This is a genomic window from Anoxybacillus sp. B2M1, assembly GCF_001634265.1.
Classification (GTDB): domain Bacteria; phylum Bacillota; class Bacilli; order Bacillales; family Anoxybacillaceae; genus Anoxybacteroides; species Anoxybacteroides rupiense.
Genome location: NZ_CP015435.1, coordinates 3,487,463 through 3,503,859, shown reverse-complemented (window position 1 = coordinate 3,503,859; position 16,397 = coordinate 3,487,463). Strand labels below are relative to the sequence as shown.

At 43.5% G+C, this 16,397-nt stretch carries 12 protein-coding genes; 1 reads left to right on the top strand and 11 read right to left on the bottom strand.

The genetic code is table 11. The features are described 5' to 3' along the window. Positions 1–6 precede the first annotated feature (6 nt). Together GFC28_RS17010 and hemA are read right to left on the bottom strand one after the other, a co-directional pair. Positions 7–840, bottom strand: a complete 834-nt coding sequence (locus GFC28_RS17010; RefSeq protein ID WP_044742941.1) for a cytochrome C assembly family protein — start codon at positions 838–840, stop codon at positions 7–9. A gap of 16 nt (positions 841–856) precedes the next feature. Continuing rightward, positions 857–2,197 (bottom strand): glutamyl-tRNA reductase, encoded by a 1,341-nt coding sequence (gene hemA, locus GFC28_RS17005; protein WP_044742942.1) that lies wholly within the window; start codon positions 2,195–2,197, stop codon positions 857–859. A 661-nt stretch (positions 2,198–2,858) separates the two neighbouring features. Between hemA and GFC28_RS16995 the strand changes: the two genes are divergently transcribed. Next, entirely contained in the window at positions 2,859–3,344 is a 486-nt protein-coding gene (locus GFC28_RS16995; protein ID WP_044742944.1) for a LiaI-LiaF-like domain-containing protein, read from the top strand. A 134-nt stretch (positions 3,345–3,478) separates the two neighbouring features. Here the strand turns inward: GFC28_RS16995 and yihA are convergent, their stop codons facing one another. From yihA to leuB, 9 genes are all read right to left on the bottom strand, one after another. Then, positions 3,479–4,060: a ribosome biogenesis GTP-binding protein YihA/YsxC gene (yihA, locus tag GFC28_RS16990; protein WP_044742945.1), complete on the bottom strand. Its 582-nt coding sequence runs from the start codon at positions 4,058–4,060 to the stop codon at positions 3,479–3,481. Further along, positions 4,057–6,381, bottom strand: coding sequence for an endopeptidase La (gene lon / locus GFC28_RS16985; protein ID WP_044742946.1), 2,325 nt, complete (start codon positions 6,379–6,381; stop codon positions 4,057–4,059). Before lon ends, yihA begins: the two co-directional genes overlap by 4 nt. Positions 6,382–7,006: 625 nt before the next feature. After that, entirely contained in the window at positions 7,007–8,668 is a 1,662-nt protein-coding gene (lonB, locus tag GFC28_RS16980) for an ATP-dependent protease LonB (RefSeq protein ID WP_044742947.1), read from the bottom strand. A gap of 398 nt (positions 8,669–9,066) precedes the next feature. Continuing rightward, positions 9,067–10,332 (bottom strand): ATP-dependent protease ATP-binding subunit ClpX, encoded by a 1,266-nt coding sequence (clpX, locus tag GFC28_RS16975; RefSeq protein ID WP_044742948.1) that lies wholly within the window; start codon positions 10,330–10,332, stop codon positions 9,067–9,069. 267 nt (positions 10,333–10,599) lie between these two features. Further along, positions 10,600–11,886 (bottom strand): trigger factor, encoded by a 1,287-nt coding sequence (tig, locus tag GFC28_RS16970; protein WP_044742949.1) that lies wholly within the window; start codon positions 11,884–11,886, stop codon positions 10,600–10,602. 137 nt (positions 11,887–12,023) lie between these two features. Then, positions 12,024–12,995, bottom strand: coding sequence for a tetratricopeptide repeat protein (locus GFC28_RS16965; protein ID WP_044742950.1), 972 nt, complete (start codon positions 12,993–12,995; stop codon positions 12,024–12,026). A gap of 85 nt (positions 12,996–13,080) precedes the next feature. Beyond that, complete coding sequence (leuD, locus tag GFC28_RS16960) at positions 13,081–13,677, bottom strand: 3-isopropylmalate dehydratase small subunit (protein ID WP_044742951.1); 597 nt, start codon at positions 13,675–13,677, stop codon at positions 13,081–13,083. 9 nt (positions 13,678–13,686) lie between these two features. Next, positions 13,687–15,111: a 3-isopropylmalate dehydratase large subunit gene (gene leuC, locus GFC28_RS16955; RefSeq protein WP_044742952.1), complete on the bottom strand. Its 1,425-nt coding sequence runs from the start codon at positions 15,109–15,111 to the stop codon at positions 13,687–13,689. A 167-nt stretch (positions 15,112–15,278) separates the two neighbouring features. Further along, positions 15,279–16,394 carry a 3-isopropylmalate dehydrogenase gene (leuB, locus tag GFC28_RS16950; protein WP_044742953.1) on the bottom strand — a complete coding sequence of 372 codons (1,116 nt, stop codon included), beginning with the start codon at positions 16,392–16,394 and terminating at the stop codon, positions 15,279–15,281. Between the last annotated feature and the right edge of the window lie 3 nt (positions 16,395–16,397).

Below are 16,397 nucleotides of genomic sequence, written 5' to 3'. Positions count from 1 at the left end.
CCTCCATTATGAATACCAAAGATGGAACTTCGATAAGCTACCAAATAAGAAAAAGTTGATCAGTAAAAAGAAAAATGATCCGATATTCCACAATGCGATCGTTTTGCCGCGAATTCCTTGAACAATTCTCTTGTAAAAATAAAAGCTGTACACTGCAAGCACCAAAAACGAACCAAGCACTTTTGCATCATACCAGTGAAAATGTTCAATTTTAATATAAGCCCAAATGAGCCCTAAAATAAGTCCAAGAAGCAACATGGGCAATCCGATTAAATTTAAAATATGGGACATTTCCTCCAATTTGGTTAAGTCCGTCATTCTCAACAAGCGTTTCCCCCATTTTTTCTGCTTTAATAAATGATACTGAATCATGTATAAAACAGAAAAAACAAACGATAGAGAAAACGCCACATAAGCGAGAATGGCCATCGTAATATGAATAATCAGCAATTCAGAAATAAGCTTTTCCGCCGTCGCTTCCGATTGATAATGAGCAGGCGCAAACGTATGCAGCGCCAACATAAAAAAGGCGAGTACGTTTGTAAAAAACACGATAAAATCCACACGCAGCAAACGGTTGATAACAAGCGACAGCGTGATCAACACCCACGCATAAAAATAAAGGCCTTCCGACATCGTCAAAATCGGAAAACGCTTCGTTTCGACGATGCGCAGCAAGAAAAAGGCGGTTTGAAAAACCCAGACAATAGAAAGTAACCAGAAGGCCGTGCGGTTTGCCTTCCGGTTATGATGCAAAAAATCTATAAAATATAAAGACACAGATAATGCGTACAAAAGTACGGACATTTCGTACAACCTTGTCACATTCATCTCTAGCATTCGCAAAATTCCTCTCTTATGGCTGTAGAGATGGTACAACCGAGCGTTCAGCATCTACGCGAGGATCGCGAGATGGTTTGGGCACTTGCAAGGCATCTTCAATATTAAAAATTTTCGCAAACAGCTGAAGCGCCTCTTCTGCGTTCGGTTCAGCCGCTAATTCCTTGGCACGCAAAATCGGGTCGCGCAACAATTGATTGATAATGCTTTTCGTATGCTTATTTAACACTTTCCGGTCACGCTCCGACAAATGCGGCAGCTTCCGTTCGATGCTTTGCATCGTTTCCTCTTGAATGGCCAATGCTTTTTCGCGAAGCGCGGCAATCACCGGCACAACGCCCAATGTATGGAGCCAATGCTGAAATTCCACCAATTCAGCTTCAATCATCATTTCAATTTGTTCTGCTGCTTTTTTGCGTTCCGCCAAATTCGCTTGAACAATTCCCTCTAAATCATCAATATCGTACAAGAAGACGCTGTCAAGCTCCGAAAGCGCCGGATCCAAGTCGCGCGGCACAGCGATATCCACCATAAAAAGCGGACGGCCTTTCCGCATTCTTTCTACATGCGTCATCACTTCCTTCGTAATGACATAACCTTTTGCGCCTGTGGAGCTGATTAAAATGTCCGCATCAATCAAGGCGCACTGCAGCTCAGAAAGCGGCTTCGCATTCCCGGAAAATTTCTCAGCTAAATGCTTGGCCTTTTCAAATGTGCGGTTAATAACCGTCACTTGCTGCACGCCGCTTCCATAAAGATTTTGCAGAGCCAGTTCCCCCATTTTTCCGGCTCCAATAATCAGAACGCGCTTAGTCGATAAATCTCCAAAAATCTTTTTCGCTAATTCTACGGCCGCATAGCTTACAGACACGGCATTTGAACCGATTTCTGTCTCAGAATGGGCACGTTTGGCGAGCGTAATGGCTTGCTTAAATAGCTGTTTAAAAATCGTGCCAATCGTGTGTTCCTCTTGAGCAAGCAAAAAGCTAGCACGCACTTGTCCCAGTATTTGCGTCTCGCCTAAAATCATCGAATCTAAGCCGCAGGCGACACGAAATAGATGCTCGATCGCCGCTTCATGCTCCAAAATCGTCAAATATGGCGTCAATATTTCTTTTTCAAGCTGAAACCAGTTTGCTAAAAACGTTTTTATATAATAGCGCCCAGTATGCACTTGGTCGACAACAGCATAAATTTCTGTGCGATTGCACGTCGAAATGATGACGTTTTCTAAAATGCCCTTTTGCTGCTGCAAAAGCTTCATCGCTTCGACCAATTCCGATTCGCTAAATGCAAGCTTTTCACGAATTTCTACAGGGGCCGTTTTATAATTTATGCCAACAACAAGAATATGCACTTTTCCTATACCCCCTCAACGAAAGTACATGACATCTCCATATATTATAGCATGTCTATGGACAGGATACCGAAAAAAAATTTGAACACAATTTGAAAGTCTATGATAAACTTTTATACAGAATCACACCAGATGTTTGACTGACCCGAGATCATGTTTCTCCCATATGTACCTTAACAAAAAAAGCGGCATTCATCAAGCTACGTTTATTGTATAAGTGCCGCTAGCAAATAAAATAGCGGCTTCGCAACCCAAAGCGTACGCGCGCCGAAAAACAGCATAAGCGCCAGTAAGGAGCTCATTGCACCGGTCGGGCGACCGAACAGTATCGTTTCTGAATAAATTCATTGGTCTAGGAGCGGATTTGTTGGGCTCTTGTTCACCTCCTACCGTCAAGGAAATGGCGGCTCTGCTTTGGAATGAGCGATATGTTCCAGCCTTTAAGGCTATACAACTTCAAGCTGGAACGAACGCGACTTGTAAACACATGCTCGCTTGTTTATTATACATCTTTGTGACGAAGGTGAAAGCCATACCGCTTTCAGCTTGTGAAGCGGCTTAGCTCAATCACCTGACTGTCGAAAAACGGCCAAACTCCCTATCGCTGCAAATAGGAACATCATCAAGTTGCGCCATCATATATAGAAATGAGGAGAGACGGATGAAAAAACACGGAATTTTTTCCGGGATTGTGCTGGTTGGCTTAGGAATCTATTTTTTAGGAGGACAGTTGCAGCTTGCGTTTTTAAAAGTGTTTCAAGGCTGGCCGGCTTTGCTTGTTATTTTTGGAATGGCTTTGCTTGGACAAGCATACTATGCCCGTGAATACCAGCACATCTTTCCCGGTACGGTACTATTAGGCTTTGGTCTTCATTTTCTTCTTTCTCAGCTATTGCCAATCTGGCCGAAGCATATCGGCGTCTTGTTTTTGATTACTTCACTGGCTTTTTTTCTCAGTGCTCGAAAAACGAAAACCGGATTTGTCCAAAGCTTGCTTTTTTTTATTTTAGCTTGTTTTATGCTGTTTTCTGATCGGTTTAGCGATTTCTTTCTCCTTTTTCAAACAAGCATTTCTTCGATTTGGAGATTTTGGCCGTTGTTGCTGATTCTTTTTGGTTTATACATATTATTTGTTAAAAAGAAATAATTCATGCGGTACCCGGCATAAGAAGCTGTCTTCGCTCTTATCCGAGCCGAAAAAACCGTAAGAATGGATGATGCTTAAAAAAGAAGGTAGACGAAGTAAAAGGATTTCGTCTACCTTCTTGTGTTTGGACTTCATTACATTCTGCGCAATAAAGCGGACCACGCTTCTTCTTTTCCTTGCCCGGTTTCTGCTGAGAAAAGAATCAATTCATCCTCTTTCGCCATTTTTAATGTTTCCCGAACGACTTTTTGGTGCTTCGGCCATTTTCCTTTTGGCACTTTATCGGCTTTCGTCGCAACCACAATGGTTGGGAGCTGATGATATTTTAAAAATTCGTACATCATCACATCATCCTTCGTTGGCGGATGACGCAAATCGATCACTAATATCACGGCTTTGAGCTGTTCTCTTGTTGTAAAGTACGTTTCCATCATTTTTCCCCAAGCTTGCCTTTCCTGCTTTGAGACTTTAGCAAATCCATAGCCTGGAACATCGACAAAATAAAACGCTTCATTAATAAGATAGAAATTCAGCGTCTGCGTCTTTCCGGGTTTCGAAGAAGTACGCGCCAAATTTTTACGGTTAATCATTTTATTGATAAAGGACGATTTTCCAACATTCGAACGCCCTGCCAATGCAAACTCTGGAAGCATGCCAGCCGGATATTGCTCCGGCTTGACTGCGCTTATCGTAATTTCAGCTGCTGTTACCTTCATAGCTTATCCCCTACTAATGCATGTTGTAATACTTCGTCTAAGTGAGAGACAAGGATAAATTCCAAATCTTTTTTCACGATATTTGGAATATCCTCTAAGTCTTTTTCATTCTCTTTTGGCAAAATAATGGTTTTCAATCCCGCGCGGTGGGCGCTTAATGTTTTCTCTTTTAATCCGCCGATCGGCAACACACGGCCACGCAAAGTAATTTCGCCCGTCATCCCGACAAAACGGCTGACTGGCCGTCCTGTCAGAGCAGAAATCAAAGCCGTGGCAATGGTAATTCCCGCTGAAGGCCCGTCTTTTGGGACCGCCCCTTCGGGAACATGAATATGAATATCATTTTTCTCATGAAAATCCGGACTGACTCCAAGCTCTTCAGCACGAGAACGGATATAGCTGAAGGCGGCCTGCGCCGATTCTTTCATGACGTCTCCCAATTTTCCTGTCAGCACTAATTTTCCTTTTCCAGGAGTAACGGAAACTTCAATGGATAACGTATCCCCGCCAAATGGCGTATAGGCAAGCCCTGTTGCTACTCCAATTTGATCTTGCAGCTCCGCCTGGCCGTAACGATACTTCCGCTTTCCTAAAAATTCTTCAAGGTTCTTTTCCGTCAATACTACTCGTTTCTTCTCTTCAGATACAATGAAGCGGGCCGCTTTTCGGCAAATGGCGGCCAGCTGACGTTCTAGCTCGCGCACGCCAGCTTCGCGCGTATAATAGCGAATGATGTGTAAAATGGCTTCATCGCGCATTTGCAAGCTCGCTTTTTTCAAGCCATGTTCCTTCAGTTGCTTTGGAAGCAAATGCTGCCGCGCGATATGAAGCTTCTCAACCTCTGTATAACCAGGTATCGTAATAATTTCCATACGATCCAATAGCGGCTGCGGAATGGTAGCGAGATTGTTAGCTGTTGCAATAAACATGACTTTTGATAAATCATACGGCTCTTCAATATAGTGGTCGCTGAATGTATGGTTTTGCTCTGGATCAAGGACCTCCAGAAGCGCTGCTGATGGATCGCCGCGGAAGTCACTCGACATTTTATCAATTTCATCAAGCAGAAAAACGGGATTAATGGTGCCCGCTTTTTTCATTCCTTGAATAATTCGTCCCGGCATCGCTCCCACGTATGTGCGGCGATGTCCGCGAATTTCTGATTCATCGCGCACTCCTCCTAACGAGATGCGAACAAAATGACGGTTCAGCGATTTAGCGATAGAACGAGCAAGCGATGTTTTTCCGACTCCCGGCGGACCAGCTAAACAAAGAATCGGACCTTTTAGTGATTGGGTCAATTGCTGTACAGATAAATATTCGAGCACCCGTTCTTTCACCTTGTCCAACCCGTAATGCTCTTCATGCAGAATCGCTTCCGCTCGCTTAATGTCATGAATATCCTCCGTTTGTTTTTTCCACGGAAGGGCAAGGAGCCAATCAAGATAGTTGCGGATTACCGAGCTTTCCGCTGAAGTAGACGGGACCTTCTCATAACGGTCCAGCTCTTTTAAGGCTGTTTCCTTTACATGATCCGGCATTCCAGCCGCTTCGATTTTGTCTTTAAGTGTTTCAACCTCTCCTGTTTTTCCTTCCTTTTCGCCAAGCTCTTTTTGAATGGCCTTCATTTGCTCGCGCAAATAGTATTCCTTTTGGGTCCGTTCCATCGACTGCTTCACACGCATACTAATTTTTTTCTCCAGCTGCAGCACTTCTTTTTCGTTGTGAAGCACTTGAATAATTTTATGAACTCGTTCCTTAATATCTACTGTTTCTAAGATTTCTTGTTTTCCTTCAAGCTTCAGCGGCAAATGTGAAGCAATAATATCAGCCATCCGCCCTGGTTCATCAATGTCAGCTACAGAAGCAAAAATATCAGCAGAGAGTTTTTTCGATAAATTTATGTATTGCTCAAAATATTCAAGCATGGTCCGTTTAAGAGCTTCGTCTTCTAAATCTTTCACTTCGGGATCAACAAATTTTTCGGCCTTGACGATAAAGCAAGGCTCTTCATGAACCGTTGCTATGATTTTCGCCCGGCAAATCCCTTCCACTAATACTCTGAACGTTCCGTTCGGAAGCTTTAACAGCTGCTTCACACGCGCCAGCGTTCCCATCTCATATAGCTCGTCCACACTCGGTTCATCAATCGAAACATCTTTTTGTGATGTAAGCAAAACGATATGATCCTCGACCATTGCCTTTTCCAACGCTTGAACCGACTTTTCTCGGCCGACATCAAGATGCAACACCATCGTCGGGAATACGAGCAATCCCCGCAATGGGAGGAGGGGAACGATGGTCTCTTTCTTTTTCGCCACGGCAAACACCTCCACACTTCACTTTCTATTCGTCTATTGTATAGCACCATCATATGTTTGTAAAATCAGAAGTACATGGATTCATCTATAAAATTCATGCTCCCTATTTCTCCTATCTACAAGCGCACCCCAAAGATGGAACAACTTGATTTTATGGAGAAAGGAAAACAAATTCTTCCGACCGTCGCAGATAAACCGCACAAGCGTGTAACCAAGCTTCGAGCCATGCCTCTTTCAGACTAAACGATTCATTGTTTAAGCGTCCGATCGGTGCATAGTCCAGAGCTACATGGGCAAGGCTCCGCTTTCCCTATAATAGACTAACGCTATTCTTCCTCGATATAGAAACGAGTGAATCTTGCGCTTGTTTATTTAAGCAACGTAACGATAGAACTCTCATTGGATGCGCCAACATTCCTCCGTATATGACGGTCCGACCGCCGAAAGCAGCAAATGTTGCTTTTGAATGAGCATCGATTTTTGTTGGGAGACCATTCGCTCATGGATCGAATGCCGAATCATGAACCGTGATAAGATCGATCAGAGTTTCGCGGCGAATTTCTTTCAACAAAGAAAAGCCGACTTTGACGCCGCGAACATACAGCGCGCCAAAGCCGTCATTTCACTACACGAACTTCGTCTCAGATTGATCGGCAGCAGCTGGAATCGAGCCATCTCTTTCCTGTCCGAATAGAACAGAGAGGACGTTTTCTAAACGGCGGACAGGGATGATTTCAATACCGTTGATTTCATTGAGCATGGATTGCATGTTTTCAAATGGAATGATCACTTTTTTCGCTCCCGCTTGTTTGGCTGCCTTTACTTTCGGAAAAATTCCCCCCACGGGCTTAACATGGCCATGAATGCTAATTTCTCCCGTCATGGCGATCGTCGGGTCTACCGGCAGACGATAAATGGCGGAATAAATGCCTACTGCCATTGCAATTCCTGCGGATGGACCATCAACCGGAATACCGCCTGGGAAATTTACGTGGATATCATAGCGATCGGCTGGGACCCCCATCGCCCTTAATGCCGTAATCACGTTTTCAATCGAGCCGCGTGCCATACTTTTTCGACGAATCGATTTTTCTCCGCTGCCGATGCTTTCTTCTTCCACAATCCCTGTAATATTGAGTGTTCCCTTTTCTTTTGTCGGCAGGGCGGTCACTTCAATCTCCAACAACGCCCCGGTATTCGGCCCGTACACGGCTAGACCATTGACGAAGCCGACCGTTGAGGTTTCGTGAATTTTCTTTTCATACCTTGGCGAAAGCTGGCTCGAATGAATGACCCATTCGATATCTTTATCGAGAATCGTATCGCGTTTTTCAGAAATAGCAATCCCTGCGGCAATTTGCATTAAATTAACCGCTTCGCGACCATTTCGCGCATGCGTTGCCAAAAGGCGGATGCCGTTTTCTGAAACATTCAAGTGAATCTTCTCCGCCGCCTTCCGAGCAATGAGCGCCACTTCCTCTTGATCAAGCTCACGGAAAAATACTTCAAGGCAACGAGAACGAATGGCCGGAGGAATTTCATTTGGCGTCCTCGTCGTTGCCCCGACAAGACGAAAATCGGCAGGAAGACCATTTTGGAAAATGTCGTGAATATGAGTCGGGATTTGTGGATTTTCTTCACTATAATAGGCGCTTTCGAAAAACACTTTTCGATCCTCAAGCACTTTAAGCAGTTTATTCATCTGAATAGGATGCAGCTCACCAATTTCATCAATAAAAAGAATTCCTCCATGCGCGTGTGTAACAGCTCCCTGCTTTGGCTGTGGAATGCCAGCTTGTCCCATCGCCCCCGCCCCTTGATAAATCGGATCGTGGACAGAGCCGATAAGCGGATCGGCAATGCCTCGTTCATCAAATCGAGCGGTGGTCGCATCTAGTTCCACAAATACCGCATTTTTTTTAAACGGCGAAACCGGATTTTTTTTCGCTTCTTCTAATACAAGGCGAGCAGCCGCTGTTTTTCCAACTCCCGGAGGCCCGTAAATGATGACATGCTGGGGATTGGGCCCGCACAATGCCGCTTTCAATGCCTTAATGCCATCCTCTTGTCCGACAATATCGCTGAAATGCTTTGGTCTCACCTTTTCGGCAAGCGGTTCTGTTAAAGAAATTGAACGGAGCTTTCGAAGCTGCTCCATTTCTTTTCGCGATTCTTTATCAATCGAAACCTTCTGGGTACGTTGATTTTTGAGCAAATTCCAAAAGTAGAGACCGATAATGACCCCAAAAAATAGTTGCACAAATAAAGCGATGTTTGTCCAGTTCATTAGCTTAAATCCTCCTGCTCCAATAAGTATGTAGTACGTATAGTATCTCCTCTTGGAAGCAGGAATAAACAAAAAAGAAGCTGCCTTCTCTCAAGACAGCTTCAGACTGTTCACAAACGCTTCGATCCTGCGTCACCGTCCTCGCTCATCCGCGCTGATGAACACCTTGGTTCAATCTGCGTTTTCGCTCGGCTCGATTCATCTGCCACAAGCATTTTCGACTGCCTGAGGCAAGAAAACGCGAAATAAACGGTTGCATGAACCTCTCCTCTCTTCCACTTCGCTTAGAGAGGGGGGACTTCTCGGTGGATGGTATTCAAGCGCTTGTAGCCAAAGTCCTTTTGACTTTGGCTACAAGCTTGGAAGCTGTTTTCTCTCAAGAACCGCTTCATATGCCGTTAAGCAGACGTTTTGCGCTCCTGCTCCACAACCGTACCATCGTGACGGATTAATTTCGGCGCTTTCGCATCACGCACGGTCTCTGCTGTAATCACACATTTTTGCACATCTTCGCGGGAAGGAAGCTCAAACATCACATCAAGCATGATTCCTTCAATGATGGAGCGAAGACCACGAGCACCCGTTTTTCGCTCGATCGCTTTTTTCGCAATCTCAGAAAGTGCTTCTTTTTCAAATTCAAGTTCCACATTATCAAGTTCAAGCATTTTTTGGTATTGCTTGACAATCGCATTTTTCGGCTTCGTCAAGATTTCGATTAACGCCGCCTCATCAAGCGGCTCTAGGCTTGTAATAACAGGCAAGCGTCCCACAAACTCCGGAATTAATCCAAATTTCAGCAAGTCCTCCGGCAATACTTTTGATAGCAAATTCTTTTCATCTACATCGTTTTGCTGCGTTTCTGCGCCAAATCCGATTACTTTTTTGCCAAGACGACGTTTAATAATCGGCTCAATTCCGTCAAACGCACCGCCGCAAATGAATAAAATGTTCGTTGTATCAATTTGAATAAACTCTTGATGCGGATGCTTCCGGCCGCCTTGTGGCGGAACGCTGGCAATCGTGCCTTCTAAAATTTTTAAAAGCGCTTGCTGCACTCCTTCTCCGGATACATCACGCGTAATGGATGGATTCTCCGATTTGCGGGCAATTTTGTCAATTTCATCAATGTAAATGATCCCTTTTTCCGCCTTTTCCACATCATAGTCAGCAGCTTGAATCAATTTTAGAAGAATGTTTTCGACATCTTCACCGACATAACCGGCCTCTGTTAACGAGGTGGCATCAGCAATAGCAAACGGCACATTTAAGATGCGCGCTAACGTCTGAGCAAGCAATGTTTTCCCGCTTCCGGTCGGACCAATCATCAAAATATTGCTTTTTGATAGCTCAACATCGTCGACCTTGCTGTTGGAGTTGATCCGTTTATAATGATTATAAACAGCAACTGCCAGCGATTTTTTCGCTCGATCCTGGCCGATGACGTACTCGTCTAAAATCTCTTGAATTTCTTTTGGCTTCGGAACATCTTTAAATTCAAATTCCTCTTCATTGCCAAGCTCTTCCTCGACAATTTCAGTGCAAAGCTCAATACACTCATCACATATGTATACTCCAGGACCTGCTACTAGCTTGCGGACTTGATCCTGTGTCTTTCCGCAGAAAGAACATTTCAATTGCCCTTTCTCATCATTAAATTTAAACATGCTTTCACCCCTTGCTCTAGAATTCACATCGCTGGTATGTACTACATTTGTTTAACTTTCCACAATTTATTCTGTATTATCAGCTTATGTATTCGTCATTTTATCATAAATCATTATACAAACGCTAATAAAAAATCATTACATATTTGAAAAATTAGAAAATTCTCAACTATGATATATCGTATTCATTTATGAAAGAACAAGGCACGAACTGCATCGCGCCTTGTTCTTATGAATGCGCAGAGAGCAATAGGCTTCTTCGCTTTTTTATTGAGCAGCTGTGCTATGTTCCACAAGCAAATCGACCACTTTGCGGAATTTCACATCTTCCTTGACAACTTCAAGATTTCCTAGCAGCTCTTTAATTTTGTCAACCGTCAAATTATAAGCTTCAGCCATTTTTTCAAGCTCTGCATTTACTTCTTCTTCCGTTGCTTCAATGTTTTCAGCTTTCGCAATCGCTTCTAACGTTAAAGAAATGCGTACGCGCTTTTCTGCGTCCTCTTTCATTTGTTCGCGAAGCGCTGCTTCATCTTGTCCAGAGAATTGATAGTAAAGGTTGAGATTTAATCCTTGCATTTGCAGGCGTTGATCAAATTCGCGTAACATGCGATCTGTTTCTGTTTTAATCATCGCTTCAGGGATGTCGATTTCTGCATTTTCTGCTGCCTTTTCGACCACTGCGTCACGAAGCGCTGCTTCTGCTTCGTTCTTTTTTGTTTCCTCTAATCTGTTGCGTGTTTTCTCTTTCAATTGCTCTAGCGTTTCTACTTCCTCATCGACATCTTTAGCAAATTCATCATCTAACGCTGGCAATTGCTTTGTTTTCACTTCATGCACCTTGATTTTGAAGACTGCTGGTTTTCCAGCCAGTTCTTCGGCATGATACTCTTCAGGGAACGTCACTTCGATTTCTTTTTCCGCTCCTGCTTCCAATCCGATTAACTGGTCTTCAAAACCAGGAATGAATGTGCCAGAACCGATGACAAGTGAATAGTTTTCAGCCTTTCCACCTTCAAACGGCTCTCCATTTACAAATCCTTCAAAATCAATGACCACTGTATCGCCGTCTTCTACTTTTCCTTCTTCTTTTATCACAAGCTCAGCATAGTTTTCTTGAAGACGTTTTAATTCATTTTCAACATCTTCCTCTGTCACTGTATCATCTTGCTTTTCTACTTGAAGCCCTTTATATTCTCCTAACTTCACTTCCGGCTTTACTGTTACTTTTGCTTTAAAAATTAAGCTTTTTCCTTTTTCAATTTGTTCAACATCAATATGCGGATAGTCAACAGGCTCAATTCCTGTTTCTTCTACTGCGTTCGCATAAGCCTCAGGTAATAAAATATCAAGAGCATCTTGATATAACGCTTCAACACCAAAACGCTTCTCAAATAGAGAACGCGGAACTTTGCCTTTGCGGAATCCTGGAATGCTCACATTTTTCACTACTTTTTTAAATGCAGCATCTAATCCTTCGTTTACTTTTTCTGCATCTACTTCAATAGTAAGAACGCCTTCGTTCCCCTCTAATTTTTCCCATTTTGCTACCATACTTTTCCCTCCAACACAAAATCATCTAAGTCAGCACCATCAAATAAGCATGTATGTAAGCAACAGATGTAAAGATATACGTAATACAACCATTATATTATAACATACAATCATAAGGTTTCAATATAAACGATAGATTAAATGAAAGAAATTTCTTCTATTTCATAAAGTTTTTCACATAGTTGTGTCACTTCTTGTTCACAAACATGATAACGTTCTGCGATTTCGGTTATTGTCATTTCGATTCCTTGAAGCCGACAGGCTGACAAATGCAAAGCCGCAATCCACGTCTCCTCAGAAACCGGCAAAGGGGCAAAAGGATACAGCGTGTAAATATAGCGCATCCAAACATGCGAAGCCGTCTCATATAAGCTCGGACTATCGCTTCCTAATGTTCGTTCTAGCTTTTGCAATATATCGGTTGCAAATTGTGTTTCTATCGCCTCGTTTAGCTGTTCGGGAATGATCGTCATGATTTTTCCGAATTTATGAATGACTAGTTCCTCGCTCACCTTTTTGGCCGTAAGCAAACGCAGCAACATCGTTTTGGCCATCGGATGATTGTCTTCATTTGCTAAATATTGCTTTAACATCGGGAGCAACGGAACGATATGTTCGTTTTCTAGCCGTTGGATCGCTTTGAGCTGATCTTCGATACGCTTGGATTGAAGCAGCTGCTCAATCTCTTCATTAGAACTGGCGGAAAAAGATGATCTCATTTTTCGGCTAAAGCGCAATAATTGAAGCAGCTGCTCTCGTTCATGTGGATGGAGCTTTTTATCTTGCAGAGCTGTCTCAAGCATTTCATCAGCCTCTGCATATTGCTCTAAATGAATTAAAATGGATAAATAAAGCTGAAGAAGCTCTATATCCGTCACCTCTTGCTTCTTCCAAAGCAAATGCTGGCATCTTTGCTTGGCTTCCTCCCATTCTCCCATTTCAAACAGGCAGAGAATGATGCTCAGCTCTACTTCAGACTCCTTCGTTCCTAATTTTTGAGCCTCAGTAAGAAAATAAAGCGCATCCTGATATTTTTCTTCTTTCAATGCTTCTAGACCCTTCTCTAGCAGCCTTTTTCTTAAATTTGGAAATGGAATAATATTCCCCATCTTCACTCACCGTTTTTTAATTTGGTTATCAGTATACCAATATTCCACAAAAAAGCCAACTCTGTAACAGAGTCGGCTTCTCTACTCATTCAAATGACCAGCGTTTTTTTTTTTCATATTCTTCGATATACGATTCATACATAAAAGTCAAATCAATTTCATCCCATCCCTTTAATAATAGCTGCTTTCGATACGAATCAATTTCAAACGTACGATCAAATCCGCTTTCGTCATATATGCGTTGTTCCTCTAAGGAAATGGTTAATTCATAATCGGCGCGCTTGCTTTCATGCAAAAGATATTCGACGTCATGTTTGGCAAGACGAATCGGCAGCAATCCATTTTTCAGGCAGTTATTATAAAAAATATCGGCAAACGAAGGAGCCACCACCGCTTGAAATCCATAATCCTGTAACGCCCATGGAGCATGCTCGCGGGAGGAGCCGCAGCCGAAGTTTTCATTTGCCACAAGAATGGTGGCTCCTTCGTTTTCAGGCCGGTTTAATTCAAAATGAGGATTGAGAATCTGGCCATCGAGATAGCGCCAATCATAAAATAAAAATTTTCCAAACCCTGTTCTTTCAATTCGTTTTAAAAATTGTTTTGGAATAATTTGATCGGTATCAATGTTCGCGCGATCTATTCCGACAACCTTTCCTTTATGGACAGTAAATGGCTGCATGCTTTTCTTTCATCTCCTTTCCCCAATCGATTCAGCTTGCAGCTTTCTAATATCGATAAATCGGCCGTGAATCGCCGCTGCTGCTGCCATTTTTGGGCTGACTAAATGAGTCCTTGCTCCTTTGCCTTGCCGTCCTTCAAAATTTCGATTGGATGTTGAAGCACAATGCTCTCCTTCCGGAACAATGTCCGGATTCATCCCTAAGCACATGCTGCAGCCAGAATCGCGCCATTCAAATCCAGCCTCGATAAAAATTTGCGCTAATCCCTCTTCTTCCGCTCTCCGCTTCACTTCCTGGGAACCGGGAACCACAAGCGCTCTGACGCCTGGTGCTACTCTCTTTCCTTTGACAATTTCCGCCGCTGCCCGCAAATCGCTCATTCGTGAATTCGTACAGGAGCCAATAAATACGTGCTGGATTTTCATTTCACTGATTGGCGTTCCCGGCTCCAATCCCATATATTGCAGGGCAAGCTGAACCGCTTTTTGCTCTGTTTCATCTGCAAAATCCTCTGGGTACGGAACCTTTCCATCGATCGGTGCGCTCATGCCCGGTGTCGTTCCCCATGTTACCATTGGGGCAATCGAAGCAGCGTCTATTTCTAACGTGCGATCATAGGTTGCTCCCTCATCCGTCGCAAGCATTCGCCATTGCTCAACAGCTTTTTCATAATCCTCTCCTTTTGGAGCATATTTTCGTCCTCGCAAATACTCAAAGGTCGTTTCATCTGGACTAATTAACCCCGCTCTTGCCCCTGCTTCGATGGACATATTGCAAATGGTCATTCTTTCTTCCATCGACATCTGGCGAATGACATCTCCTGTGAATTCAATAATGTACCCTGTTCCTACGTCGACCCCATATTGATGAATAATCGCTAAAATCACATCTTTGGCTGTCACCCCATCGGATAAGCGACCGTTAATGCGTATTTCAAGCGTTTTCGGCCGATGCTGCCATAGAGTTTGTGTCGCGAGAACATGCTCTACTTCACTTGTTCCAATTCCAAATGCAAGCGCTCCAAATGCCCCGTGTGTCGACGTATGGCTATCGCCGCATACAATCGTTTTTCCCGGCTGAGTCAACCCTAGCTCCGGACCGATGACATGAACGATTCCTTGCTCAGAACTATGCAAATCAGCCAGTGGAATCGAAAATTCACGGCAATTTTTTTCCAAGGCAGCAATTTGATTTCTCGCAATCTCATCTTCAATGACCAAGCGGTTAACAGTTGGAACATTATGATCCATGGTCGCAAAAGTCAAATCAGGGCGGCGTACTTTTCTCCCTTTCTGTCTCAATCCTTCAAATGCTTGGGGTGAGGTAACCTCATGTACTAAATGTAAATCAATATATAATAAATCCGGCTTCCCCGCTTCCCGATAAACCACATGATGTTCCCATACTTTTTCAATAATTGTTTTTGGTTTCATACGATCCCCCTCTCTAAGGAATAAAACTGTTCTTAGCCAACTCCGTTTATCGCTATCTATGAAAATGCTGAACGCCTGACGGACAAAAAGATATGTCCGTTGGCGTTCTTGTTGATCCCCTATTCTCTTTCGATTCTATCGGACCCATTCATCTTTAGCGCCGTTCATTAGGCATATACCGCCATAATATTAAAAATGGCTTCATCATCTAAAATGGTCGCTCGAATTTCATCCACCATGTCTTTGGTAGAAACGACATGCTGTCCTTTTTTCGCTACATCTACTGTTCGATAGCCTGACGTTAATACTTGCTGAACCGCCTTTTCGATAGCGTCAGCTTCTTTGTTGAGACCAAATGATAAACGAAGCATCATCGCCGCCGATAAAATAGCAGCAATCGGATTCGCTTTGTTTTGTCCAGCAAGATCAGGCGCTGATCCGTGAATCGGTTCATATAAGCTAGGGCCTGTTGTTGACAAGCTCGCGGATGGGAGCATCCCTAACGATCCGGTTAGCATGGAAGCTTCATCGCTTAAAATATCACCAAACATATTTTCCGTCACTAATACATCAAATTGTTTTGGATTTCGAATCAACTGCATCGCCGCATTGTCCACGAGCATGTGCTCTAACTCTACATCAGGATAATCGCAAGCGACCTCTTCGGCAATCTCACGCCACATTCTGCTTGATTCAAGCACATTTGCTTTATCGACAGATGTGACTTTTTTTCTTCTTTTTCTCGCTAATTCAAACGCTGTTTTTAAAATTCGTTTAATCTCTTCTCGCTTATAAAGAAGGGTATCAATGGCTGCCTCTTCTCCATTCTCTACACGCCGGCCGCTTGGCTTGCCAAAATATAAACCACCTGTTAGCTCTCTTACAATAAGTAAATCCGCTTCGCGAATGATATGCGCTTTTAATGGGGATGAGTCGGCTAAGCTTGGATACACCTTTACCGGGCGCAAATTAGCAAATAAGTTCATTTCTTTGCGAATGGCCAACAACCCTTTTTCCGGGCGCAAATGTGGAGGGTTTTTATCCCACTTTGGACCGCCAACCGCCCCAAGAAGAACGGCATCGCTTTGCCGGCACATATGAAGCGTTTCATCTGGAAGCGGCGTGCCTTTCCGATCAATCGCTTCTCCACCGATAAGTCCGTATTTAAAGATGAATTGATGATGAAACCGAGAAGCGATTGCCTGTAATACTTCGACAGCCCCTGACGTGACTTCTTTTCCCACTCCGTCTCCTGGCAATACAGCAATCCGATATGTTCCCATAGT